Source organism: Microbacterium sp. UBA3486, from assembly GCF_002377845.1.
GTDB classification, from domain to species: Bacteria; Actinomycetota; Actinomycetes; order Actinomycetales; family Microbacteriaceae; genus Microbacterium; species Microbacterium maritypicum_A.
In genome coordinates, this window is the sequence record NZ_DFQP01000060.1 from 1 (window position 1) to 23,211 (window position 23,211).

Annotated in this window: 23 protein-coding genes; 12 read left to right on the plus strand and 11 right to left on the minus strand. The window is 67.9% G+C overall.

The window, feature by feature from the left end; all coding sequences use genetic code 11:
* The 3 genes from B2869_RS08505 to B2869_RS08515 all read right to left on the minus strand — a co-directional run.
* The coding region (locus tag B2869_RS08505) for a glyceraldehyde 3-phosphate dehydrogenase NAD-binding domain-containing protein (RefSeq protein ID WP_292765047.1) at positions 1-284 on the minus strand (284 nt) is incomplete at its 3' end.
* 114 nt (positions 285-398) lie between these two features.
* Entirely contained in the window at positions 399-1,550 is a 1,152-nt protein-coding gene (locus tag B2869_RS08510; RefSeq protein ID WP_292765050.1) for a calcium:proton antiporter, read from the minus strand.
* A gap of 139 nt (positions 1,551-1,689) precedes the next feature.
* Positions 1,690-1,974: a hypothetical protein gene (locus B2869_RS08515; protein ID WP_029259499.1), complete on the minus strand. Its 285-nt coding sequence runs from the start codon at positions 1,972-1,974 to the stop codon at positions 1,690-1,692.
* 317 nt (positions 1,975-2,291) lie between these two features.
* On the opposite strand from B2869_RS08515, the gene B2869_RS08520 reads away from it, so the two are divergent.
* A complete protein-coding gene (locus tag B2869_RS08520; RefSeq protein WP_017829963.1) occupies positions 2,292-2,426 on the plus strand; it encodes a hypothetical protein in 135 nt (44 codons plus the stop codon).
* A 234-nt stretch (positions 2,427-2,660) separates the two neighbouring features.
* On the opposite strand, the gene B2869_RS08525 is transcribed toward B2869_RS08520, so the two are convergent.
* On the minus strand, positions 2,661-3,485 hold the full coding sequence (locus tag B2869_RS08525; protein WP_292765055.1) for a shikimate 5-dehydrogenase: 825 nt from the start codon (positions 3,483-3,485) through the stop codon (positions 2,661-2,663).
* A gap of 520 nt (positions 3,486-4,005) precedes the next feature.
* Here B2869_RS08525 and B2869_RS08530 point away from each other — a divergent pair.
* A complete protein-coding gene (locus B2869_RS08530) occupies positions 4,006-4,212 on the plus strand; it encodes a cold-shock protein (protein ID WP_017203899.1) in 207 nt (68 codons plus the stop codon).
* Between the two features lie 92 nt (positions 4,213-4,304).
* Here the strand turns inward: B2869_RS08530 and B2869_RS08535 are convergent, their stop codons facing one another.
* Positions 4,305-4,970, minus strand: coding sequence for an HAD hydrolase-like protein (locus B2869_RS08535; protein ID WP_029259501.1), 666 nt, complete (start codon positions 4,968-4,970; stop codon positions 4,305-4,307).
* Positions 4,971-5,115: 145 nt separating this feature from the next.
* Here B2869_RS08535 and B2869_RS08540 point away from each other — a divergent pair, with 145 nt between their 5' ends.
* Positions 5,116-5,574, plus strand: coding sequence for a response regulator (locus B2869_RS08540; protein ID WP_292765061.1), 459 nt, complete (start codon positions 5,116-5,118; stop codon positions 5,572-5,574).
* 11 nt (positions 5,575-5,585) lie between these two features.
* Here B2869_RS08540 and nucS read toward each other — a convergent pair whose 3' ends face one another.
* Together nucS and B2869_RS08550 are read right to left on the minus strand one after the other, a co-directional pair.
* Positions 5,586-6,281: an endonuclease NucS gene (gene nucS, locus B2869_RS08545; RefSeq protein WP_021200066.1), complete on the minus strand. Its 696-nt coding sequence runs from the start codon at positions 6,279-6,281 to the stop codon at positions 5,586-5,588.
* A gap of 56 nt (positions 6,282-6,337) precedes the next feature.
* Positions 6,338-7,219, minus strand: a complete 882-nt coding sequence (locus B2869_RS08550) for a GAP family protein (RefSeq protein WP_292765066.1) — start codon at positions 7,217-7,219, stop codon at positions 6,338-6,340.
* Between the two features lie 116 nt (positions 7,220-7,335).
* Here B2869_RS08550 and B2869_RS08555 point away from each other — a divergent pair, with 116 nt between their 5' ends.
* Together B2869_RS08555 and B2869_RS08560 are read left to right on the plus strand one after the other, a co-directional pair.
* Entirely contained in the window at positions 7,336-8,532 is a 1,197-nt protein-coding gene (locus B2869_RS08555; RefSeq protein ID WP_292765069.1) for a sensor histidine kinase, read from the plus strand.
* Positions 8,529-9,176, plus strand: coding sequence for a response regulator transcription factor (locus B2869_RS08560; RefSeq protein WP_136024334.1), 648 nt, complete (start codon positions 8,529-8,531; stop codon positions 9,174-9,176). The genes B2869_RS08555 and B2869_RS08560 overlap by 4 nt, the downstream gene beginning before the upstream one ends.
* Before the next feature lie 71 nt (positions 9,177-9,247).
* Here B2869_RS08560 and B2869_RS08565 read toward each other — a convergent pair whose 3' ends face one another.
* Complete coding sequence (locus tag B2869_RS08565) at positions 9,248-10,486, minus strand: MFS transporter (RefSeq protein ID WP_292765074.1); 1,239 nt, start codon at positions 10,484-10,486, stop codon at positions 9,248-9,250.
* 60 nt (positions 10,487-10,546) lie between these two features.
* Here B2869_RS08565 and B2869_RS08570 point away from each other — a divergent pair, with 60 nt between their 5' ends.
* On the plus strand, positions 10,547-11,608 hold the full coding sequence (locus tag B2869_RS08570; protein WP_029268278.1) for a LacI family DNA-binding transcriptional regulator: 1,062 nt from the start codon (positions 10,547-10,549) through the stop codon (positions 11,606-11,608).
* Between the two features lie 11 nt (positions 11,609-11,619).
* Here B2869_RS08570 and B2869_RS08575 read toward each other — a convergent pair whose 3' ends face one another.
* Positions 11,620-13,119 (minus strand): hypothetical protein, encoded by a 1,500-nt coding sequence (locus B2869_RS08575; RefSeq protein WP_292765081.1) that lies wholly within the window; start codon positions 13,117-13,119, stop codon positions 11,620-11,622.
* A 120-nt stretch (positions 13,120-13,239) separates the two neighbouring features.
* On the opposite strand from B2869_RS08575, the gene B2869_RS08580 reads away from it, so the two are divergent.
* From B2869_RS08580 to mnhG, 6 genes are read left to right on the plus strand one after another with little or no spacing between them, the layout of a single operon-like run.
* Positions 13,240-16,209, plus strand: coding sequence for a Na+/H+ antiporter subunit A (locus B2869_RS08580; RefSeq protein WP_136024331.1), 2,970 nt, complete (start codon positions 13,240-13,242; stop codon positions 16,207-16,209).
* On the plus strand, positions 16,209-16,817 hold the full coding sequence (locus B2869_RS08585) for a Na(+)/H(+) antiporter subunit C (protein ID WP_021200074.1): 609 nt from the start codon (positions 16,209-16,211) through the stop codon (positions 16,815-16,817). Before B2869_RS08580 ends, B2869_RS08585 begins: the two co-directional genes overlap by 1 nt.
* Positions 16,814-18,364, plus strand: coding sequence for a Na+/H+ antiporter subunit D (locus B2869_RS08590; protein ID WP_292765088.1), 1,551 nt, complete (start codon positions 16,814-16,816; stop codon positions 18,362-18,364). The genes B2869_RS08585 and B2869_RS08590 overlap by 4 nt, the downstream gene beginning before the upstream one ends.
* Positions 18,364-18,954, plus strand: coding sequence for a Na+/H+ antiporter subunit E (locus B2869_RS08595; RefSeq protein ID WP_292765091.1), 591 nt, complete (start codon positions 18,364-18,366; stop codon positions 18,952-18,954). The genes B2869_RS08590 and B2869_RS08595 overlap by 1 nt, the downstream gene beginning before the upstream one ends.
* Positions 18,951-19,220 (plus strand): monovalent cation/H+ antiporter complex subunit F, encoded by a 270-nt coding sequence (locus B2869_RS08600; RefSeq protein ID WP_021200077.1) that lies wholly within the window; start codon positions 18,951-18,953, stop codon positions 19,218-19,220. Before B2869_RS08595 ends, B2869_RS08600 begins: the two co-directional genes overlap by 4 nt.
* Complete coding sequence (gene mnhG / locus B2869_RS08605; RefSeq protein ID WP_021200078.1) at positions 19,217-19,606, plus strand: monovalent cation/H(+) antiporter subunit G; 390 nt, start codon at positions 19,217-19,219, stop codon at positions 19,604-19,606. Before B2869_RS08600 ends, mnhG begins: the two co-directional genes overlap by 4 nt.
* A gap of 88 nt (positions 19,607-19,694) precedes the next feature.
* Here mnhG and B2869_RS08610 read toward each other — a convergent pair whose 3' ends face one another.
* Together B2869_RS08610 and B2869_RS08615 are read right to left on the minus strand one after the other, a co-directional pair.
* A complete protein-coding gene (locus tag B2869_RS08610; RefSeq protein ID WP_292765096.1) occupies positions 19,695-20,456 on the minus strand; it encodes an alpha/beta fold hydrolase in 762 nt (253 codons plus the stop codon).
* Between the two features lie 58 nt (positions 20,457-20,514).
* Positions 20,515-23,172 carry a penicillin acylase family protein gene (locus B2869_RS08615; RefSeq protein ID WP_292765099.1) on the minus strand — a complete coding sequence of 886 codons (2,658 nt, stop codon included), beginning with the start codon at positions 23,170-23,172 and terminating at the stop codon, positions 20,515-20,517.
* Positions 23,173-23,211 lie beyond the last annotated feature (39 nt).

A 23,211-nucleotide genomic window follows, 5' to 3' on the forward strand; every position in this document is an offset into this window, starting at 1 on the left:
ATCACGATGTCGACGCCGAGGTCTGTCCAGGGAAGGCGGAGTGGATCGCGCTCCGAGAACACGCGGATCGCCTGACCGTTGACGAACAGGTGCGCGTCGTCGTGCTTCACAGGTCCGGGCAGGGTGCCGTTCGCCGCGTCGTACTTGAGCAGATGGGCGAGCGTGCGCGTGTCGGTGAGGTCGTTGACCGCGACCACTTCAAGATCCGAGTGCTTCGCGAGCAGGGCCCGGAAGTAGTTGCGACCGATGCGGCCGAAGCCGTTGATGGCGATCTTCGTGGACATGATGCTCCCTCCTGTGCCGGATTCCGGCGGTGATTGACTTTTGGCCTATGCCAAAAATATCACGCGAGAAGAGGGGTGGGGTCGGTGGAGGTCCATCGCCCCACCGACCCAGGATCAGCTGAAGAGCACCACCAGGTAGACCGCGAACGTCACCAGGTGCGCGGCGCCGTGCATGGCGGTCACCCGCTTCGCGGCGAACGTCGTCACCGACAGCAGCAGTGTCACGCCCAGCATCAGCAGGTTCGCCGGCGACTCCGCCAGAACGACGGTCTGACCGGTGAACATGCCGATGATCAGCACCGCAGGAATGGTCAGCCCCACGGTCGACACGAGGGCGCCGTGGCACAGGTTGCTGACGCGCTGGGCTTCTCCCCCGAGCGCGGCACGCACCGCGGTGATCGACTCCGGCAGGAAGACGATGCCCGCGATGAGCACGCCGGCGAGGGCGACAGGGGCACCGAGACGTCCCAGGCCGTCGTCCAGGAGCGCCGCCATGTCATGCGACAGGAGCACGATGGGGATCACGGTCACCACCAGGAGCGCGAGACGCACGAGCACCTCGGTGCGATGCTCCGCGAGAACCTCGCGGATCCCGCCACCCGCCTCCGCCTTCGCCCGGTGCGGAGTGGTCTCCAGCATGCGCGGGTCGACTTCGGTGAAGTCACTCGCCTGGGCACCCATCTGCCGGTAGAGGAAGAAGGCGTAGAGCACGAGGGTGAGCACGATGATCGGGATCTCCTGCGCGGTCGTGTACGAGCCGTCCGTGCCGATGAGGGCGGGGAGGCCGAATGCGAGTGCGACGAGCACGACCAGCATCGACAGATACGCCGAGGTGCCGGTGCGATTGTGGGCCATTCCGCGGTGGCGGAGACCACCGAGCAGGAGCGCGAGTCCGATGACGAGGTTCAGGATGATCATCGCGACGGCCATGACCGAGTCGCGCGCGATGGTGGCGTGCTCTCCCGGACCGAGCATGACCGCCGAGATCAGGATGACTTCGATCAGGACGATCGACAGCGTCAGCACGAGCGAGCCGTAGGGATCGCCGAGCCGATGCGCGAGGGCCTCGGCCTGCTTCACGACCCCGAAGGCGCAGATGAGGATCACCGCGATGATCGCTCCGAGCGCGATGATGAGGACCGGCCCGGGCACTGGAGGTGCCAGCACCGGTTGGAGAAGGAGGAGGGCCCCGAACGCTCCCCATCCCAGGACGACGCGGACGATGTCCGTGACGCCGATCAATTGCTTCCGTTCCGTGCGTGACATCGCCGGACTCCTTCGAGCTGGGGCCGTCCCCGAGTGGTGACCACGACCGGGTCGTCCCGATCGCAGCGCTTTCTCAGCGCACTGCATCTGATGGTACGCGGCGTTCGCGGCGGATGGCCGGCGATCGACGGCGGTGGCGTCACTCCGGAGCGGAGGAGCGGGAGAGCGCGTGGATGTACCGCTCGACGTCGCGGCGGAACGCCGATTCTCGATGTCGACGACGCTCGACGCAGACCCACTGCGCAGTGGCCCAGACGAGGAATCCCGCCGAGAGGAGGAGTTCCAGCCAGATCCCGCGCACGCCGACGGACAGTGCTGCCGCGCTGACCATGGAGAACGAGACGAAGCACAGCACGAGCGTGGCGCGTGCGGCCCGAGGTTCGCGGGATACGACCCAGAGGGGCCAGGTGGACGAGTGGTTCACGGGAGACTCCTGTCGGGGTCGTCCCCGGTCTGTCTCTCCGTCGGAGGTCGTCCTCCGTCGTTGTTCCGCTCCCAGGGTAACAAACCCGTTCGCCTCGCCGCCTGCTCGGGTTCTTCCTCGGCGGATTCCCGGGGGTCGCCAGGGCTTGTGGCGGGCGCCGTCGCAATGTGTCGCGCATGAGATGTTTCAATGAATATTCCGAAAACGGCATGAGCCTGGCGACGAAGATTTTTCCCGTTCAGCGGGAAATTTGACTTCCCCTGGTTCCGGGCTATGGTCGGAGGTTACGCCAGCCACCGAAGGGGAAGCGAGTAACCATGTCCGGAAAGTCCATCCAGGGTCGCGACAGTAAGAAGGCGCCGCAGCTCTCGCTCAAGGAGAAGCGAGCTGCCAAGCGGGAGAAGAACGCACCGGCCGAGTTCATCAAGCCCCGCAAGGGCGCGAAGGGCTGAGCCGGTTCGACCCATGGGCGGGCACATCCGCGCTGCGTGAGATGCCCGCCCACCGGCCGAACGCGATCTGCCGAGCGTTCGAGCGTGGCATCGATCGTGCCCACGGCCCGGCTCCCACTCGGGAATGCGGCCTGCCGATGAGACAAGCTCCCGCACATCGCTTATCGGCGCCGGAACGAAGATGGAGCGTGTGCCCGACAGCTCGTCGCTTCCGGCTGCGTGCGGGGGCAGTCGTCAGGCGTTTCCGGCTCGCATGAACTCCTCCGCCGCGCGCACCTGCTCCGCCGACGGACGGATGCCCGTATAGAGCACGAACTGCTCCAGTGCCTGCAGGGTCGCGACCTCCGCCCCCGTGATCACCGTCTTGCCAGCCCCGCGAGCCGCAGCGATGAGAGGTGTCTCCGCGGGGAGGGCCACCACGTCGAAGACGACGGATGCCGCCCCGATCGCCTCTTCCGAAAACGAGAGCGTGTGCTCTTCCGCGCCCCCGGCCATGCCGATCGGCGTGACATTGACCAGGATGTCGGCCCTGGCGTCGTCGAGCCCAGCGGTCCAGGCGAAGCCGTACAAGTCGGCAAGGGGGCGCCCGTTCGCCTCATTCCGGGCGACGATCGTCACTCGCGTGAAGCCGGCGTCGCGGAACGCGGCGGCCGTGGCCTTCGCCATGCCTCCCGATCCACGCAGCAGCACCGAGGCCGTGCGATCGAGGCCTCCGCGTGCGATGAGCTGCGCGATCGCGGAGTAGTCGGTGTTGTAGGCCGTGAGCACGCCGTCGTCGTTGACGATCGTGTTGACGGAGTCGATGGCGCTCGCCGAGGGATCCATCCGGTCGACGAGCGCGATGACCTCTTCCTTGTACGGCATGGAGATCGCGCACCCACGGATGCCGAGACCCCGGACGCCTGCGATGGCCTGCGAGAGGTCGGTCGGCGCGAACGCCTTGTAGATCCAGTTCAGGCCGAGCGCCTCGTAGAGATGATTGTGGAAGCGTGTTCCGTTGTTGCTCGGGCGTGCCGACAGCGAGATGCACAGCGTCATGTCTTTGTTGAGCAGAGTCACCGGATCAGGCTACTCGCGCGCCGATGAAAGTCCGTGGCGAGAACGCGGATCCTCCCCTATGGTGAAGGTGCGTGCACATGGGGATCGATCGTCGACGTCTCTCCCCAGGAGACGGTGGCCCACCCCAGGGGCAGACGATCCGTGCATGCGATTGGGCCCTCTCGAGTAGTTCAGTCCCCAATGGGCTACTCGAGGGGGCCGCTGTCGTTCGTCTCGCAGAGAAGTTCAGATTTGTCCCCCAAAAGGGGGACAAGAGCATCGAAAAGGGGCTAAGCTGTCTCTGACGCACCCTCCGGTCGTCTTCGGCCCTCATCGCTCCCCCCGCGGTGAGGGCCACACCATTTTCTGGGCGTTCTCGTGCGTCCGCTCCCGCGCTCGCGCCGATGACGGCCGGATGCCGCTCGTGCAACATTTGGATTACCTTCTTGCGGCGGCTATTCCGCTCAGGGCCTCCTCCACTAGCGTTAGCGATGTCGGGGCATCCCTGCGTCGGCTTCTTCACCAGCAGAACAGGCAGTACATGAGCACCCAGGGCACGGTTAAGTGGTTCAACTCGGAGAAGGGCTTCGGCTTCATCTCCCCCGACGACGGAGGCGCTGACGTCTTCGCGCACTACTCCGCCATCCAGTCATCCGGCTACCGGTCTCTCGAAGAGAACCAGCGAGTCGAGTTCGATGTGGCGCAGGGTCCGAAGGGCCTGCAGGCAGAGAACATTCGCCCCGTCTGAGACGGGCGAGACACCGAACTCCCCACCGGATCGCGTCCCCGATGCGTCATCCGGAGGGGAGTTCTGTGCTTTCTGAGCGATGATGAGGGCGATCAGGAGATCAGCAGCGCACGCAGCTCTTCGACCGAGGAGACACGGAACGCGGCCTCGTCGCCCTCGTGCGAATCGCTGAACCCCCACTCGACGAAGATCACGGGAACGCCGTTGGCGTTGCCACCCTCGACGTCGTGGTGCCGGTCTCCGACCAGGACGGGACGCGAGGTGTCGGCGCCGAGCTCGCGCAGCCGACGAAGAGCCTCTGCCACGATGTCGGTCTTCGAGGCGAGGGTCGACTCATCCGGGGTCGCCCCGACGGTCGTCAGGAATGCAGGGCGCAGACCGAAGTGGTCGACCAGTGCGTCGACCTGGTTCTCGGGCTTCGAGCTGGCCGTCGCCTGGGGCACTCCGGCGGCGTGCAGCTCGTGGATGAGGTCGACCACTCCCGGGTAGGTCGCGACGTCGGTGGTGTAGCCGTCGGCCTTGCCGAGGGTGCGGTAGAAGGCGACCGCCTCGGCGGACTGCTCCGGCGTCATTCCGGCCTGATCCTGGAAGGACTGGAACATGGGGGGACCGATCCAGTGCACCAGCTCTTCGCGGGTCGGCGCCGGTCGGCCGAAGTGGGTCAGCGCGACATTGAGCCGGCGGAGGATGCCGACGGACGCGTCGACGATGGTGCCGTCGACGTCCCACAGCACGCAGGAGTAGGGGGAGTGAGGCATCTCTCCAGCCTATGGGCCGGACGGAGGGTGTCCGCTCTTCCTGCACAGGTGTGCAACGCAAAAGCTTGTGCACACCTCATGTGGGCACCGTCTGTCCCCATATAAGGTCGTGACATCGGCGGATACGCGGGCGAGAATGGGGGGCATGTACGTGTCGGTGGAAGTCATCACGATGCTGGCGACAGCAGTGACGCTCCTGGTGGCGATCATCAGCGGTTTCGGCTGGATGATCAACCGGATGGACGCGCGATTCGCGGCGCAGGATGCAAGGTTCGATGCGCGGTGGGATGCGATGGAGACGAAGTTCGATGCGCGGTGCGATGCGATGGAGACGAAGTTCGATGCGCGGTGCGATGCCCTGGACGCGAAAATCGATGTCCGGTGCGATGCGATGGAGACGAAGTTCGATGCCCGGTGCGATGCCCTGGACGCGAAAATCGATGTCCGGTGCGATGCCCAGGATGCGAAGTTCGATACCCGGTTCGACACGATGGAGACGAAGTCCGATGCGCGTTTCGATCGCGTCGAGCAGCAGATCTTCGAGGTGAAGATCGCGATCGCGCGCCTGGAGGGGCCGACACCCCGGCTCATCGCCGCGCGCTGAGAGGTGACGCCTCAGAACAGTCGGGGGATGCCCGACTCGATGCCCTTCATGTCGTCGTAGTCGAGCACCAGGCAGCGGATACCGCGATCCTCGGCGAGCACGCGTGCCTGAGGCTTGATCTCCTGCGCGGCGAAGACGCCCTGCACGGGGGAGAGGTGCGGGTCGCGGCCCAGCAGTTCGAGATAGCGGGTCAGCTGCTCCACGCCGTCGATGTCGCCGCGGCGTTTGATCTCGACCGCGATCGCGGCGCCGTCGGCATCGCGCACCAGCAGGTCGACGGGCCCGATGGCCGTCGGGTACTCGCGGCGTACGAGCGTCGCGCCCTCGGAGATGCGGTCCACCTGTTCGGCGAGCAGCCGCTGCAGGTCGGCCTCGACGCCGTCCTTCTGCAGCCCGGGGTCGATACCCAGCTCGTGGGAGGTGTCGTGGATGATCTCGTAGATCTGCACGCGCAGCGCATCACCGGTCTTCTTGTGGGTGACGCGCCAGACCTCGACGACGCCGGCGCTGGCTTCTTCCTCGCCGGGGGTCTCGCTCGAGAGCGAGCACGGCGGGCTCATCCAGTTCAGCGGCTTGTAGCTGCCGCCGTCGGAGTGCACGAGCAGACTCCCGTCTCCCTTGTGCACGAGCAGACGCGTGGCAAGCGGGAGATGGGCGTTGAGCCGACCGGTGTAGTCGACCGAGCAGCGGGCGATGACGAGACGCACCCGTCGAGCCTACTTCGTCGGGAGTGCTGCGCGGTCGCAGGCGGTGGGCGCGGCGGTCATCGGTCGAGGAACGACCCGATCGCCTGAAAGAGACCGAGCTCGGTGGCGGCGGAGCGGGCGATGAGGAATCCGATGATGCCGATGATCCAGGCGGTGTTCTCCGCGCCGGTGCGCTCCATCCAAGCCGCGAAGCGTTCGAGCGGCCGCTGCACCAGGGGAGCGGCGACCAGGCGCAGGACGAGCAGCACGACAGCGGGCAGGATCATCAGCGCGCAGTACCCGACGAGCGACAGCACACGCAGCGGAGTGTCGATCCCCGCATCCGCCAGCATCGTCATCGCGACGATATACGGGAGCATGGTGGCGATCTCGACAAGCCCGGCGGCGATCGCGACGGCCATCACGGCGGTCCCGCGAGTGCGCGGGTCGAGCAGTCGCTCGCGCCACCGGGTGATGCGACCGGGGCGCGGCGCGGCGTCCGTCGTCATCGGGGGAGCCGGAGGGGGTGGTGTCGTCATCGACGAGCTGTGCGCAGCCGACCTCGTCGGCATCCCCGTCCACGCCGAGACCTGCGGGGTCGTGGGTCCCGACGTGGGGGTCGTCGACGTGGGCTTGGCGCGCTTGTCACCGGTCGGCATCACGAAGGCCGTGATGAGGAGCGCTCCTCCGACGAGCAGGCGGATGACCAGGCCGGCGGGCGAGGCCAGGAAGTCGGACGCCACGTCGACGAGATTCACCAGCCCCCAGAGGAAGAGGAGCCCGACGAGCAGGTAGAACGCGGCGATCGTCACCAGATACAGCAGGATGCGTCCGGCGCGCACCCGCCCCGGATGCAGGAGCAGGAAGACGGGGATGAGGAGAGTGCCGACGCTCAGCCCATCGATCAGCGCCAGGAGGGCGAGGGAGAGGGGAAGCGGCAGGCCGCCGAAGAGTTCCATGTCTCCACGTTCACGGAACGGGGGACGGCTGCGGATCGGGCGAAAGTAGCGTCTCCTTCGGCTCCCTCATCCCTTCGTCGGATGCGCGAGCGCGCGCGCCGTGGTTGCATGAGGGCATGCACGAGCAGGTCGAAGGCGGGTTCGGAGCCTGGTACCGCCGGCACCGCTGGTGGGCGGATCCGCTCGGGATGGCGATCCTCGCGGTCGTCATGGCGGGCTTCGGGTTCCGCGGCATCTGGGGTCCGTTCTCGATCCTCGGGACCTCCGTCTCGCCGTGGTGGGCACTGGCCCTCGCGCTTCCCGCTTGCGCGCTCGCCCTCGTCAAGCGGCGTATGCCCGTGACGGTCCTCGCGTTGGTCACGCTCCTCTTCGTGGTCGATCTGCTCACCGTCGGCGGCATCGGCACGCTCGTGGTGCTGCTGGATGTGTTGTGGACGGCGGCGTTCCTGGCGGGGCCGCAGGGGAGGCGGGTGCTGCTCCTCCTGCTGGGTGCATCGACGATCATCTTCTTCCTCGCCGCCTGGCTCTTCACCGACGTGCCGTTCGCCGTGGCCTTCCTCATCGGCGTGCAGTTCGGCGCGATCTTCGGCACCGACTACTGGTGGGCGGTGGCGGTCTCCCAGGCCCACGAACTCGCCGAGCTGCATCGTCAGCGAGCGGAAGAGGCCGCCGCCGCCGCGAAGCGGGACCGCGTCGAAGCGGTGCAGCGTGAGCGCGAGACGATGGCGAGAGAGCTGCACGATGTCGTCGCCGGTCACGTGATGGCGATGGCGATCCGTGCCGAAGCGGCGTTGTCGTCCGCACCCGACCGTGCCAGGGATCGAGAAGCCCTGCAGGCTGTGCGCGACGCGGGACTCGATGCTCATGGTGCGCTGCGATCCATGATCTCGGTGCTCCGTCGCGGCGACGGGACTCTGGCTCCTGCACCCCGTTGGGCGGATCTCGGCGGAATCGTGCAGGAGGCTGAGCGGGCAGGGCTCGTCGTGCATCTCGTCGTCGATGACATCGAGGACATCGGTGCGGCACGCGAGCAGGCCGTCATTCGCATCGTGCGCGAGGCGCTGAACAACTGCATCCGCCATGCGAGCGGTGCCGTCGTCGGCATCACGGTTCAGGAGCAGGACTCCGAGGTGCGGGTCGAGGTGCGCTCGCGTGGCGGTGCGCCCAGCCGCGCTGCTGCACACGGCGACGAAGGCTGGGGGCTGCAGATGCTCCGGGAACGCGTCGGCGCGTTGGACGGCGTCTTCTCCGCGGGGCCGACCCCGGGCGGATGGGCGGTCGAGGGGCGCATCCCGATGGAGGTGCGGCCATGACGGCGCCGACCGTGCTGCTGGCCGACGATCACAGCGCGATCAGGGCGGGCCTGCGCATCATGCTCGAGACACAGGGCATCACGGTGGTCGGAGAGGCCGCGGATGGTGAGGTCGCTGTCCGCAACGCCGCGGCACTGCGCCCGGACGTCGTGCTCATGGATGTGCGGATGCCGGGGCGGGACGGGATCTCGGCCACCAGAGAGATCGTCGAGCGCGGTCTCGGCGACGTCCTGGTCCTGACGAGCTTCGACGAGGACGACCTCGTGTTCGGGGCCATCCGTGCCGGGGCCGTCGGATTCCTGCTCAAGACGGTGGACGCCCCTACCCTCGGGCAGGCTGTCCGCGCGGTCGCTGCGGGCGACGGCGCTCTGGATCCGCGGGTGACGAGACGTGCGCTCGCCGCCGTCGCCGAGAACGCCGCGCTTCCCGTGCCGATGCCGGATGCGGGGAGGCTCGCGAATCTGACCGGCCGGGAGCAGGAGGTGCTCGAGGGGATCCTGCAGGGGTGGTCGAACGCTCAACTCGCCGCACGGCTGTGCATCTCGGTGCCGACGGTCAAGACTCATGTCTCGAATGTGCTCACCAAGCTCGGCGCGCGCAGCCGTTCACACGCGGCAGCGCTCGTCCGCGGTGGCGAGGACTGAACCTCACTCCGCCGCCGTGATCACTCCGCCGCCGTGATCACCCCGCCGCCGTGGTCAGCCCGCCGCCGTGGTCAGCCCTGTGGAGTCGTCGCGGCCGGCGTCTTCTCGTCGTCGCGGAGCGGGCGCGCGGCGCCGGAGAACAGCCCGGACATCACGACCAGTGCGACCAGGATGAACAGCGTGTTGAGCAGACCGATGTGCTCGCTGATGACGCCGAGCACGGGAGGTCCACCCAGGAACGCGATGTAGCCGATCGTGGCCGCAGCGCTCACCCGGGCCGCTGCCTTTGCCGGATCGTCGGCCGCCGCCGACATGCCGAGCGGGAAGCCGAGGGAAGCGCCGACGCCCCAGAGCGCCGCCCCGACGAGCACGAGCGGGAAGGTGGGCGCGAGGATGAAGAGCAGGATGCCCGATGCCGCCGCGACCGCGAGGATGCGCAGCACCAGCACGCGGCCGAAGCGGTCGACGAGCGGACCTCCGAACAGACGCACGACGGTCATGCCCACCGAGAACACGGCGAGCGACACGGCGCCGGTACCCTCGGCGAAGCCGTGCCCCTGCTCGGTGCCCAGGGCGATCCAGTCGTTGGCGCCGCCCTCGGCGAATGACATGCCGAGCATGACCACGCCGATCAGATAGGTGCGCGGTTCGCGCCATGCCTCGAGCGCGGTGTGCATGCGTGCACGGAAGGCCGGCTTCTCGTGCGCCGCGGGATCGAGGGCGGCCTCGCGCACCGGCACCTGGAAGAAGCAGACGATCGCGATCACGGCGATCAGCGCACCCATGACCGCGGCGTGGGTGGCGACGTTGATGGAGAGCTGCGCCGCGAGGGCGCCGATTCCCGCGCCGATGACCGTGCCGAAGCTGAAGAATGCGTGGAAGACCGGCAGGATCGTGCGGCCCATCTGCTGCTCGATCGCCGTGGCTTCGACGTTCATCATCACGTCGACCGATCCGTTGCCGAACCCGAACAGCACCATGCCGATGATGACGAAGGGAACGGAGCCGAACACATTGGCCCCGAGGCCCACGAGGACGATCCCGGATGCGAACATCAGCATCGTCAGGAGCATGCCCCGCCGGGCACCGAGGCGCGCCATCACGGCGGGACCTGTCGAGATGCCGATGATCGATGACACGCCCATGCCGAGCAGGATGAGGCCGACCTGCGCGTTGTCGAGCCCCAGCGCCTCCTTGATACCGGGTACGCGCGACGCCCAGGTGGCGATCGACAGCCCGCTCGCGAGGAAGATGGCGAAGATCGCCGCGCGCCAGCGCACGAACTGCGAACGGGAGAGGGCTGTTTCCATGCCGGACAGCCTATCGAATCGATTCGACCGAAGGGAACCGTGGGGAGCTATCCTCGAAGTATGAGCAGTCAGGAGACGCCGCGTCGGCCCACGATCGCCGACGTCGCACGTGAGGCGGGCGTGGCGACGTCCACCGCCTCGGTCGTCTTCAGCGGCAAGGCGAATGTGGCGGCCGCCACGCGGGAGCGTGTGCTCACCGCGGCGTCGGACCTCGGATACGCGGGTCCGGATCCCCGCGCGGCGTCGCTGCGTCGCGGACGCAGCGGCATCGTCGCCGTCGTTCTCGAGGGGCATCTGCGCGCGGCATTCCTCGATCCGGTGACGACGGCCATGATGGACGGCCTCACCGACGGTCTCGCCGACCTCAGTGCGGGCATCCTCCTGATGCGCGACGAACCGGGGGAGGAGGGGGCCGCCATCACGAACGCCCCCGTCGATGCCTTCGTCCTGATCGGATGCTCGGGGCGCACGAAGGCCTCGCTCGAGGTGGTCGTCGGCCGTGGTCTGCCGGTGGTCGTGATCGAAGGAGATGCCGGTGAGGATATCCCCCGCATCACGCTCGACAACGTCGCAGCGTCCGCCGACGTCGCGCGGCACGTCCACGACCTCGGTCACCGCGACGTGGCGCTGGTCACGCTCTCGCTCGACAGCGAACGGGAACGGGCACTGGTGACCCCCGAACGGATCGCGAACGCGACCGTCGACGTCTCGGTGCATCGCCTCGAGGGGATGCGTCAGGTGTTCCCCGATGCGCCGGCGATCTCGGCGTCCGGCAGCCTCATCGACGAGGGCGTGCTGGTCGGACGGATGCTTCTGACCGACCCCGCCACCCGCCCGACGGCCGTGCTCGCCCAGAGCGACCTGCTCGCGGTCGGGGTGATCCGAGCGGCCGAGGAACTGGGGCTCCGCGTGCCCGAGGACCTCTCGGTCGCCGGTTTCGACGGGATCCCGCTCGACGGCTTCGGGGATCTCACCCTCACCACCAGCGTGCAACCGGCGGTCGAGAAGGGTCGCGCGGCGGGGGAGCAGGTCGCCCGCATGCTCCGCGGAGAACCGGGCGAGACGCAGCATCTCACCTGTGTGTTCCGCGCCGGCACGACCACCGGCCCCGTTCCGCGCTGAGCGGCGCCCGCTCAGCTGCGCTGCGGACCGAGCGGCAGGCCGTTCTCCCCGAAATCGAGGATGCGGTAGCGCCCGCAGTCGATCACCTCGTCAGGGATGACCGGTGACGAGAGGCGCCAGGGGACCGTCTGGGCGTCCTCCACGAGGAATGACACCTCACCGACATCGAAATCCGTTCGGTTCACGAGCCACGCGTAGCCGTTGAGCTCATGATCGACCTGCACGAGACGGGCGGGATCCTCCAGATGCAGCTTCGGTAGGCGTACCGTCCAGAACTGGCCGGCCCCGACCCGGCCCGACGCATCGACCCAGTCGGTCACACAGGCGAGATCGGCATCGGGGGCGGCGCTCGCAGTGGCGAGCCGGGGAACGCTGAACGTGCCGCCGATCACGAGCACCACGGTGGCGGCCGCCGCGAGGAGAGCACCGGCACGCCGCGGCACCCGCCAGGCACGGGGAGCCGCCACCACGGCGAGCACCGGCGCGAAGACGAGGGGCTGCAGGTACCGGGCGGCGTGGGTGCCGAGAGCGATCGCGCCGATCGCGACGAGCACGGGGGTGACCCACGCGACGGTCGCGACGAACCGCGTGCCGGGATCGCCCGCTCGCGCCGTGCGCGCGATGGCCGACGCGATGAGGGCGAGCACGATCAGGGCGCCGATGATGCCGGCGGGCGTCGCCGTGCGGGCGAGGAGAAGGGGTCCGTAGTAGCCCGCCGACTCCGGCCAGAGTTCGGGCTGGGCGTAGCCGGCTCCGGTGTTGGCGATCCATGCCCGAAGAGGAATGCGACCGAGGAAGCCCATCGCGGTGCCCAGGACCAGCACGACGAGCATCGTCGCCGTGCGGGTGCGTCGAGGCGACCGGATGAGCATGACGGCGAGGAGAAGAGCGATCGGAACCGTCGCCCAGGCGGCGAACAACGGGTTGGAGAGGGTGGAGACGGCGGCCGTCGCGCCGAGAGCGACCAACGACCCGGTCCCGCCCTCGTCGCGGTCGATCACCCGACGCACCAGACCGACGGACAGCACGACGGCGATCACCGTCGAGCAGTAATACGTGGTGGTGAGCAGCAGGGAGGCGAGTTCGAGCGCGTCCCGAGAACCCGAGACATCGGTCATCGCCAAGATGCCGAAGACCGCGAGCCCGAGGAGCGCCCAGCTGACCGGGGCGGTGTCGTCGCGTCGACGGCCCGAGACCAGCCGGAGGGCCCCGTAGAGAGCGAGCATGTTGATGACGGCATCGATCGTGAGCAATCCGTTCACGTCGACGGGCAGCACCGCATCGAGGCCGGCGAACACAGCAGACTCGGGCAGGAACAGCACGCTGGACATCGCCCAATCCAGCGGAGCGCCGGACAGGACGGATCGTGCGAACATCGCCACGACCAGGGAATCTCCATCGCGGAACAGCAGGTCGGCGCGAGCGGATGAAGCGACCTGCGCCACCGTGATCATCGCCACGGCCAGTGCCCCCACCCAGCCCGCGAGCTCTCGAACCCAGACCCGCCGCATGGGGCTACTCTCGCACGATCGTGCAAACGTGGACCGCAGGAACCTCTCGCGCCGGTAAACTGGTCTGACACCCGCCCGCCTGTGCCGAAATGGCCGACGAGCCCTGAGGGAGCCGCGTATATGCTGATGCTCCTCGCTGTGTTCCTCCTCGGGTCGCTGTTGATGCCCGTTCTGGTGCGCTGGCTCGGAGCTCAGGCTTTCGCCATCGCCGCCCTCGTCCCGGCCGCCGCCTTCGTGCATGCACTCGTCATGACGCCGCAGGTGCTCGACGGGCCGGTACCGTTCGAGTCGGTCGAGTGGATCCCCCAACTGGGTCTGAACCTCTCCATGAACATGGACGTGCTCGGCTGGGTGCTCACCCTGATCGTCACGGGCGTCGGAGCACTGGTTCTCCTCTACTGCCGTTGGTACTTCTACGAGGACTCGGCGGGCGTCGGACAGTTCGCCGGCGTGCTGTTGGGCTTCGCGGGCGCGATGTACGGACTGGTCCTGACCGATGACCTCGTGATCCTCGTCATGTTCTGGGAAGTCACGAGCATCCTCTCGTACCTCCTCATCGGTCACTACCGCCGCCGTGCCGCCAGCCGTCGTGCGGCGCTGCAGGCTCTGCTGGTCACGACGCTCGGTGGCCTCGTGATGTTCGTGGGCGTCGTGCTGCTCGTGGTCGACACCGGCACCTCGAGCATCCGCGAGATCCTCGTCATCGCGCCCAGCGGACCTCTCGTCGATGCTGCGATCGTCATGCTCCTGATCGGGGCGATCAGCAAGTCGGCACTGTTCCCCTTCCACTTCTGGCTCCCCGGTGCGATGGCCGCGCCCACGCCGGTGAGCGCGTATCTGCACGCCGCCGCGATGGTGAAGGCCGGCATCTACCTGATCGCCCGGTTCGCGCCGATCTTCGCGTTCAGCACCACCTGGCGGCCGATCGTCATCACCCTGGGCATCATCACGATGCTGCTCGGGGGCATCCAGGCGTTGCGTGAGACCGACCTCAAGCGCATTCTCGCCTTCGGTACGGTCAGCCAGCTCGGCTTCTTCGCGATCGTCGTCGGCTACGGCACGCAGGCGGCGGCGCTCGCCGGTCTCGCCCTGGTCATCGGGCACGCGCTGTTCAAGTCGGCGCTCTTCCTGATCGTCGGCGTCATCGACCGTCAGCTGTCCACCCGAGACATCAACGAGCTCTCCGGCGTCGGTCGGCAGGCGCCCGTCATGGCGACCGCGGCATTCATCTCCGTGGCATCGATGGCGGGCATAGCGCCGACCATCGGCTTCGTCGCCAAGGAATCCACGCTCACCGCCCTCCTCGACGACGCACAAGGCGGATCCCCGTGGGGACTCGTCGCCCTCATCGGTATCGTCCTCGGATCCATGCTGACTGCGGCATATGGGGTGCGTTTCCTCTGGGGTGCGTTCTGGAAGAAGCGCGATGAGCAGGGGCAGCAACTCCCCGACACAGCCTGGCCCGATCCGCCGGTCGGCTTCCTGTCGGCCCCGATCATCCTCGCCGGCGTCACGCTCGCCGCGGGTATCGGCGCACCCGCTCTCGACACGGCTCTGCAGGGGTACGCCCTCACCGCGACCCCGGGGCTCGACCATGCGGGCGAGGCCGTCGAGGGCCCCGGCCATCTCGCGCTGTGGCACGGCTTCGAGCCCGCACTGGGCATCTCGATCCTGTCGATCCTGCTCGGCATCGGGCTGTTCCTGGTCACCCGCAGGACCGGATGGGATCGCAAGCCGCGTATCCTGCGATTCACCGCGGCCGACATCTACTACTTCGTCATGCGCGGCGTCGACCGGCTCTCGGTGCTCAGCACCACGCTCACCCAGCGGGGCTCGCTGCCGGTGTACGTCGGCACCATCTTCGTGGTGTTCGTCGCCGCCGAGGTCACGGCCCTCATCGCGAGCGACATCGATCGGTACAACCTGTCCCTCTGGCACACCCCGGCGCAGATCGTGGTCGCGCCGATCATGGCGATCGCCGGCATCTTCGCCGTCCGTGCGCAGAAGCGCTACACCGGCGTGGTGCTCGTCTCGGTCACCGGACTCGGCATGGTCGTGCTGTTCGCGACGAGCGGTGCACCCGACCTCGCGCTGACGCAGATCCTGGTCGAGACGGTCACGATGGTCACGTTCGCGCTGGTGCTCCGTCGCCTCCCCGCGCGGATGGGCGAGCACAACGCGTCGGTCGGACGCATCCCCCGCGCGCTGCTGGCGATCGGCGTGGGCGTCACGATGGCCTTCGTCGCCGTCGTCGCCACCCAGTCGCGCATCGCCGACCCGATCTCGGAGGCGTTCCCGAAGCTCGCGTACGAGATCGGACACGGCAAGAACGTCGTCAACGTGGCGCTGGTCGACCTGCGCGGCTGGGACACCATGGGCGAGCTCTCGGTGCTCGTGCTCGCCGCGACAGGTGTGGCCTCCCTGGTGTTCGTCACGCACCGCGCCGACCTGCTCGCCGCCACCAAGAATCTCCCCCGGGCGACGCGCAAGGCCGCACGCAGCCGCCCGCTCGTCGAGACCACCGAGGGCATCCGATTCCAGACCTCCGAGAACGAGAGCAGCCCGCGGGCGTGGCTCGTCGGCGGTCAGAAGATGAAGCCCGAGAACAGGTCGATCCTGCTCGAGGTGATCGTCCGCATCCTGTTCCACACCATCATCGTGGTGTCGATCTTCCTTCTGTTCTCCGGCCACAATCTGCCGGGCGGCGGCTTCGCCGGCGGTCTCGTCGCGGGCATGGCACTCGTGATGCGCTACATCGCCGGCGGACGCTGGGAGCTGGGCGCCGCGGCCCCCACGGATGCGGGACGACTGCTCGGCACCGGCCTGATCCTCGCCGTCGGCACGGCGGTCGTTCCCCTGTTCTTCGGTCTCGCGCCCCTGACCAGCACCTTCTGGGAGTGGGAGATCCCCGGCATCGGACACATGGAGTTCGTCACCTCGACCATCTTCGACATCGGCGTGTACCTCGTCGTGATCGGGCTCGTCCTCGACGTGCTGCGCAGTCTGGGCGCCGAGGTCGACCGTCAGGCGGCGCTGCGCACCACACCGGGTCCTGAAGGATTCCTCTCCCGGGGCGGGAGGAGCAGCTGATGGACGTCTCCCTCACCCTGATCGTCATCATGGCCATCCTCTTCGCGTGCGGCGTCTACGCGATGCTGGAGCGCAGCCTGACCCGTGTGCTGATCGGCTTCCTGCTGCTCGGCAACGCCACGAACCTGCTGCTCCTGATCGTGATGGGCGTTCCCGGCAACGCGCCGTTCTTCGGGACGGAAGGGGAGATGAGCGACCCGCTCCCGCAGGCGCTCACCCTCACCGCCATCGTCATCACGTTCGCGGTCTCGGCTTTCCTGCTCGCCCTGATCTACCGCTCCTGGCAACTGGGTCAGGCCGACACGGTCGAGGACGACGAGGCCGACATCGCGCTCCGCGAGCGCACAGATGCCGACGAAGACCTCATGGACGACGAGTCCGAGACCGACGACGACGAGGCGACCACCGACTTCGTCGGCGTGCAGACCGCGCCGATCACGGTGCTGCACATGCGCGATCATCCCTCGATCCACGACGATGCTCCGTTCGACGCCCCGACCGGGTGGGGGAGCGAGCCCTCCGAACCGTCAGAACCCTCCGACGAGGGCCGTGAACCGCGCCCCGACCAACCCCATGACCGCGACGAGAACGAGGAGGGCAAGCCATGACCGCCCTCGTCCCGCTCCTCGTCGCACTGCCTCTGCTGGGCGCCGCGGTCACCCTCGTCTTCGGTCGCAATGCGCGCCTGCAGGTCGTCGTCACGGTCGCCACTCTCGCCGCCGTCTCGGTCATCGCCGCCGTGCTCCTGGTCGTGGTCGATTCCGGTGCTCCGCTGGCGGTGTCGGTCGGCGGCTGGCCCGTGCCGTTCGGCATCGTGCTCTACGTCGACAGGCTCGCCGCCCTCCTCGTGCTCATCTCCAGCATCGTGCTGCTCGCGGTCCTGTTCTTCTCCATCGGCCAGGGTGCCGCAGACGGCACCGACGAGACGCCGATCTCGATCTTCAACCCGTCGTACCTGATCCTCGCGGCCGGCATCTTCAACGCCTTCATCGCGGGCGACCTGTTCAACCTCTACGTCGGCTTCGAGATCCTGCTCGTCGCGTCGTACGTGTTGATCACTCTCGGCAGCACCGAGTCCCGCATCCGTACCGGCGCGGTCTACATCGTGGTCTCGCTGGTCTCGTCGATCCTGTTCCTCGCGTCGATCGCGATGATCTACGGCGCACTCGGCACGGTCAACATGGCCCAGATCGCCGAGCGCATGTCGGAGCTCCCGCAGGAGACGCAGCTGGTGCTGCACCTGATGCTCGTGGTCGCCTTCGGCATCAAGGCCGCCATCTTCCCGGTTTCGTTCTGGCTGCCGGACTCGTACCCGACCGCACCGGCCCCGGTCACCGCCGTGTTCGCCGGCCTGCTGACGAAGGTCGGCGTGTACGCGCTGATCCGCACCGAGACCCAGCTCTTCGCCTCGAACAGCATCGACACGCTGCTCTTGATCATCGCGCTCGCGACCATGATCGTCGGAGTGCTCGGTGCCGTCGCACAGGCCGAGCTCAAGCGAATCCTGTCGTTCACACTGGTCAGCCACGTCGGCTACATGATCTTCGGCCTCGCGATAGCGACCCCCGCCGCGATCGGCGCCACGGTGTACTACATCGTGCACCACATCGTCGTGCAGACCACCCTGTTCCTCGCCGTCGGGCTCGTGGAACGTCGAGCCGGAAGCACCTCGATCCTGCGGGTCAAGGGGCTGCTGAAGGTCGCCCCCCTGATCGCCGTCCTCTACTTCGTCCCCGCGATCAACCTCGGCGGACTGCCGCCCTTCTCCGGCTTCATCGGCAAGTTCGCCCTCTTCGAGGCGGCGGCCTCGGTCGGCACACCGATCATGATCGTGCTGATCTTCGGCGGCATCGTCACGTCGCTGCTGACCCTCTACGCCCTGATGCGCGCCTGGAACCTCGCCTTCTGGCGCGAAGAGGAGGACTCCACCGAGACCGAGGGACGCATCTCGTACCTCGGCAACGCGCCGGCGGCCGATGAGCAGCAGGAGCGCCGTCGCATCCCGAAGATCATGACCGTGGCGACCGGCGGCATGGTCGCGGTCACGCTCGCGTTGACGATCTTCGCTGGTCCTCTCTACGCCCTCTGCGACCGCATCGGCGCCGCACTGCTGCAGCCGGTGAGCCTCGTGCAGCTGGAAGAGGAGGTGGGCTGATGGCGCGCGACACCCGACGTCACCTCTGGCGCGACATCCGCGTGCAGCTGCCCTTCCTCGCCTGGCTCGTGGTGCTCTGGATGCTGCTGTGGGCGCAGTTCACGGTGCTGTCGTTCCTCACCGGACTCGTCGTCGCGATCTTCGTCACCCGCGTGTTCCGACTGCCGACCGTCGCGCTCTCCGGGCGCATCAATCTCTGGTACGCCGCACTGTTCGTGGTGCAATTCCTGTTCGCGGTGCTGAGCGGTGCTCTCTCGGTCACGGTGCAGGTGTTCGACTTCCGTCGCCAGCCCGGCACGGCCATCATCGCGGTGCCGCTGCGGTATGCCGACGACCTGGTGATGACGCACGTCGCCGTCGTGTCGTCGCTGATCCCCGGGTCTCTCGTCGTGGAGACCGACCGCGACCGGCGGATCCTGTACCTGCACGTGATCGGGGTCCGGAACCTCGACGACGTGGAGAAGCAGCGCGACGGCGTGCTCCGGTGGGAGCGACGCGTGGTGCGTGCACTCGGCGACCCCGATCAGTATCGTGCCCTCAAGGCCGACGAGCGCGCGGGACTCGGAACGATGAAGGGCGGTGCCCGATGAACATCCTCCTGCTGCTGATCATGGTGGTGTTCGGCATCGCCGCTGTGCTCGCGCTGATCCGCATCGTGCGCGGACCGTCGATCCTCGACCGCGCCGTCGCCTCCGACGTGCTGCTCACCGAGGTGATGTGCGTGATCGGCGCCGAGATGGCGATCAACGGTCACACTCGAAACATCCCCGTGCTCTTGATCATCGCGGCGATCGGAGTGTTCGGATCGATCGCCGTCGCCCGGTTCGTCGCGAGAAGGGACAACACGACACCATGAACGTGTTCGGTCTCATGATCCCGGATGCCGTCATCGACGTGGCGGTCCTGGTGCTCATCCTGCTCGGAGCGCTGCTGTGCCTGTCGGCGGCGGTCGGACTGCTGCACTTCCGCGATGTGCCGTCGCGATTGCACGCGGCGACCAAGCCTCAGGTGCTCGGACTGCTGCTCATCTGCATCGCGATCGCGCTGTCGCAGCGGTCGGTCGGCGGCATCCTGATCGGGTTCGTGCTGGTCGCCCCGGTCGTGCTCATGCAGTTCGCCACCGCTCCCCTGTCGGCGCACATGGTCGGACGGCAGGCGTATCGCAACGGCACCATCGAGCAGCGCGGCCTCGTCGTCGACGAGCTCTCCGAGTCGAAGCAGACCCCGCCCGCTGCGGGCTGACATCGAGGCTGATCCTGCCCGGCTGCGCCGGGCGCTCGATGCCGGCACGCCGCGTCGCGCGGGCCGCTCATGAGGAGGGCCCGGGGCGTCAGAGGCGAGCAGTGAACTCGTGGATCAGGCGCGCCGCGGGTTCGGAGTCGCTGATCAGCGTGCCGTGACCGTGGTCGGGGATGACTTCGAGGTCGGCGCCGGGGATGGCGTCGATGATCTCGCGGCACCAGCTCATCGGAGCCAGCGGATCGCTCTCCCCGCGCAGCACGAGCACGGGGCACTGGATGCGCACGAAGGCGTCTTCGGGCTCGTGCACGATGGTCGCACGCATCTTCCGGAACAGGTGGGGGCCGCCGCGGAGGTACTCCCGGGCCCCGCGCCAGATGACCAGGGGGCGTTCGCCGATGAGGTCTGTGAGCAGATACCGCGCCTGCGCGCCGATGTTGCGCGCGGCCTTGTTCACGGTGGGGCCGGCGAGCACCACTCCCTCGACGAGGGACGGATGCCGCGCGGCGAGCTCGGCGGCGATCTGACTGCCCATCGAGTGCCCGATCACGACGACGCGGCCCGAGTCGACGTGCTGCAGGTAGGCCGCGACGAGGTCGGCATGCCGTTCCATGGTGAGTGTGCGGGTGGGCTCGGGCGCCTCGCCGAATCCGGGCAGATCGAGAGCGATGACCCTTCCCTCGAGACGTTGCACGATATCGAGATAGACGCTCCGCCCCATGCCGATGCCGTGCAGGAGCAGATACGTGTGCGGGCCCTCACCGAACGTCTCGGCGATGAGGGTCGCACCTGCGTGCTCGAACTCCAGAAGCGTGACGGGGGTGCCCTTGGGGGCGAGATAGGCGGATGGCACCCGTCAACGCTAGCCGAGCATCCTGGGGCGCTGCTTCAGATGCCCCGAGAGCCGTCGTTCAGCCGGCCGGCGTGAGCACCAGGGTGTTGACCGCCGCTGCCTTCACGGCCTTCGCCGAGTACGCCCACGGCTTCTGGATGCCCGCTGCCCAGTCCGCCGTCTGATCCGTGTAGTGCTCGCTGTACGCGTGACCCGAGGCGCCGGTGAGATGATTCCAGGTCGAGGCGTCGAAGTCGGAGAGGTCGACGACCATGCGCATCGACGGCACGGTCGTGGTGGCGTACGAGACCCCGAGCTCCCATCCGGTCGCGTTCACCACCGAGGCCCCTCCGCTGACCGGGAAAGGTCCACGGTTGAAGAGTGCTTCGATCGGCGCGATGCCCGAGGAGCCGAGTGTCTCACTGGTGAGGGTGATCGCGTGCAGGTCGCCCCAGTTCCAGCGTGAGACGGTCGTGCCCTGCAGAGCCGCGAGCTCGTCGAAGGCCTCTTCCGCCGACAGCGCCAGCATCTGCTCCATCCCGTCGACGTCGATCTGCGCGTTGACCCAGAGCGGGTCGGAAGGATCGGCCAGCATGTCGGAGACGACGGTGAAGAGCCGAGCTTGGCCGTCGATGGGGAGCGGCTGAGCGCGCTCGGCGAAGATGTTCTGCACCAGGTTCGACCACAGAACGTTCGCGTACGCCGCAGCCGCCGACGATGCGGAGTTCTGCCCGTCCCACCCCTGCAGCAGTTCGACGGCCGCGGTCGGGCCTGCACCGGACACGTCGACGTCGGCCATGGCGGTCGCCAGCTGGGTGCCGATCCACATCTCGTTGTCCATCTGGATCTCGCGCATGTCGTCGGCGGTCAGGGGTGCGACGGCCGCGCGTCGCTCGATGAGGTGTGCGATCCGGGCGGCGCGGTAGCCGTAGTCCCAGTCGCGGGAGAGGAAGTAGGCGTAGTCGTCGGTGACGATCGCGTTGTTCGCGGTCACGATGTATCCCGAGGTGGGGTTGTACGAGACCGGCAGCTCCTCGAACGGGATGAACCCCGTCCAGTCGTAGCTGCTGTCCCACCCGGGCTGCGGCATCCATCCGTCGCCCGCGCCGCGGATCGGAAGGCGGCCCGGGGTCTGGTAGCCGATGTTGCCCTCGGTGTCGGCGTAGATGAGGTTCTGTGCCGGCACGTCGAAGAGCGAGGCCGCGTAGCGGAAGTCGTCGAAGTCCTGCGCGGTGGAGAGCGCGAAGATGGCCGTCGCCGCCGTGCCGGGATCGAGCGCGGTCCACCGCAGACTCACGGCGTACTCGGCATCGTCGGAACCGGGGGGTGCGGACGCCGGGGCGGTGGCTTCGGCGCCGAGGGCGGGTTCCGGAGCCCCCGCGATCGCCGTGAAGTCGTCCGTGAGTCCGGAGATGAGGGGCCCGTGGACGGTCGAGCGGATGGTCAGCTCGATGTCGTCGCCGCCCGCGACCTTGATCGTCTCGGTGCTCTCCTCGAGAGGCACCAGTGCTCCGTCGCGCCAGTACTGGTCGCCCTCGACGCGCTCGATGTAGAGGTCGGTGACATCGGTGGTGAGGTTCGTGAACCCCCAGGCGACCTTCTGGTTGTGGCCGATGACGATGCCGGGAAGGCCGGAGAACGAGAAGCCTCCCACGTCGAACGGGCACTCCTCGCTCACCGTCGAGCACTTCAACTGCACCTGGTACCAGACCGAGGGCAGCGAGGCCCCGAGGTGCGGATCGTTCGCGAGCAGGGGCATCCCGGTTTCGGTGAGGTCTCCGGAGACGACCCAGGAGTTCGAGCCGATGCCCTCGCCGACATCGCCGACCAGCACACTCGCCGCTTCCATCACGCTCGAGGTCTCCTCCCACTCGACGGTCGTCGATGCCTGCTGCGCCTCGCCGTCGGTCTCGGAGGTGGTGTAGGCCGCAGGCTCCGCATCGGTGCCGAGTGCGGGAACGGTCGAGATCTTGGGCACGATCACGGGGTTCTCGTCGAACGGGTAGTCGGGGTAGAGCTTCGCCAGCAGGTCACCGGTGGCCGCGTCCTCTGTCCCGTCCGCGCCTGTGCTCAGCTCTGCGGCCAGCAGCGAGCGCTCGGTCTCGTCCTCGATGTTGCCGCGCAGGTCCCAGGCCATGGCCTTGAGCCAGGCGACGGAATCCGCGGGTTCCCACGGCTCGGGAGCGTAGTCGGGGTTCTGCAGTCCGATCACGGCGTACTCGAGCGACAGTTCGGCGCCGGAGCGCGAAGCCAGGTAGGCGTTCACGCCATCCGCATAGGCCTCGTAGTAGCCGCGCGTGGTGTCGTCCATCGCCTCGACCTCGGCCTCCGCGACCGTGCGCCATCCGAGCGTGCGGAGGAAGGCGTCGGTGCCGGCCTGCGACTCCCCGAACATCTCGGCGACGCGGCCGGCGGTCACATGGCGGCGGAAGTCCATCTCGAAGAACCGGTCCTGCGCGTGCACGAAGCCCTGCGCGTAGAACAGGTCGTCGGTCGAGTCGGCGGTGATCGTCGGGATACCGCGGTCGTCTCGCTGCACGGTCACTGCGGCCGCGAGCCCGTCGAGCTCGATCGATCCCTCGGTCTGCGGGAAGGAACGCTGGATGGTCCAGGTCACGAAGAACGCCGCAGCCACGGCGATCACCACGACGGCGGCCACGACGAGGAACGCGATGCGCCCGATGCGAACGCCCAGCGGGAGGCGGGAAGGGGCAGCGGACTCCTGCGAATCGGTCATCATCGTCGAGAACACTTTCGGGTAGAAAGGTGGAACTCA

Bases quoted from the DNA above. Each gene is read 5' to 3' on its own strand.
- B2869_RS08510 (WP_292765050.1), bottom strand. From the start codon at position 1,550: ATGTCACGCACGGAACGGAAGCAATTGATCGGCGTCACGGACATCGTC.
- B2869_RS08520 (WP_017829963.1), top strand. From the start codon at position 2,292: ATGTCCGGAAAGTCCATCCAGGGTCGCGACAGTAAGAAGGCGCCGCAG.
- B2869_RS08530 (WP_017203899.1), top strand. From the start codon at position 4,006: ATGAGCACCCAGGGCACGGTTAAGTGGTTCAACTCGGAGAAGGGCTTC.
- B2869_RS08535 (WP_029259501.1), bottom strand. From the start codon at position 4,970: ATGCCTCACTCCCCCTACTCCTGCGTGCTGTGGGACGTCGACGGCACC.
- B2869_RS08540 (WP_292765061.1), top strand. From the start codon at position 5,116: ATGTACGTGTCGGTGGAAGTCATCACGATGCTGGCGACAGCAGTGACG.
- B2869_RS08550 (WP_292765066.1), bottom strand. From the start codon at position 7,219: ATGGAACTCTTCGGCGGCCTGCCGCTTCCCCTCTCCCTCGCCCTCCTG.
- B2869_RS08555 (WP_292765069.1), top strand. From the start codon at position 7,336: ATGCACGAGCAGGTCGAAGGCGGGTTCGGAGCCTGGTACCGCCGGCAC.
- B2869_RS08560 (WP_136024334.1), top strand. From the start codon at position 8,529: ATGACGGCGCCGACCGTGCTGCTGGCCGACGATCACAGCGCGATCAGG.
- B2869_RS08565 (WP_292765074.1), bottom strand. From the start codon at position 10,486: ATGGAAACAGCCCTCTCCCGTTCGCAGTTCGTGCGCTGGCGCGCGGCG.
- B2869_RS08570 (WP_029268278.1), top strand. From the start codon at position 10,547: ATGAGCAGTCAGGAGACGCCGCGTCGGCCCACGATCGCCGACGTCGCA.
- B2869_RS08575 (WP_292765081.1), bottom strand. From the start codon at position 13,119: ATGCGGCGGGTCTGGGTTCGAGAGCTCGCGGGCTGGGTGGGGGCACTG.
- B2869_RS08580 (WP_136024331.1), top strand. From the start codon at position 13,240: ATGCTGATGCTCCTCGCTGTGTTCCTCCTCGGGTCGCTGTTGATGCCC.
- B2869_RS08585 (WP_021200074.1), top strand. From the start codon at position 16,209: ATGGACGTCTCCCTCACCCTGATCGTCATCATGGCCATCCTCTTCGCG.
- B2869_RS08590 (WP_292765088.1), top strand. From the start codon at position 16,814: ATGACCGCCCTCGTCCCGCTCCTCGTCGCACTGCCTCTGCTGGGCGCC.
- B2869_RS08595 (WP_292765091.1), top strand. From the start codon at position 18,364: ATGGCGCGCGACACCCGACGTCACCTCTGGCGCGACATCCGCGTGCAG.
- B2869_RS08600 (WP_021200077.1), top strand. From the start codon at position 18,951: ATGAACATCCTCCTGCTGCTGATCATGGTGGTGTTCGGCATCGCCGCT.
- mnhG (WP_021200078.1), top strand. From the start codon at position 19,217: ATGAACGTGTTCGGTCTCATGATCCCGGATGCCGTCATCGACGTGGCG.
- B2869_RS08615 (WP_292765099.1), bottom strand. From the start codon at position 23,172: ATGACCGATTCGCAGGAGTCCGCTGCCCCTTCCCGCCTCCCGCTGGGC.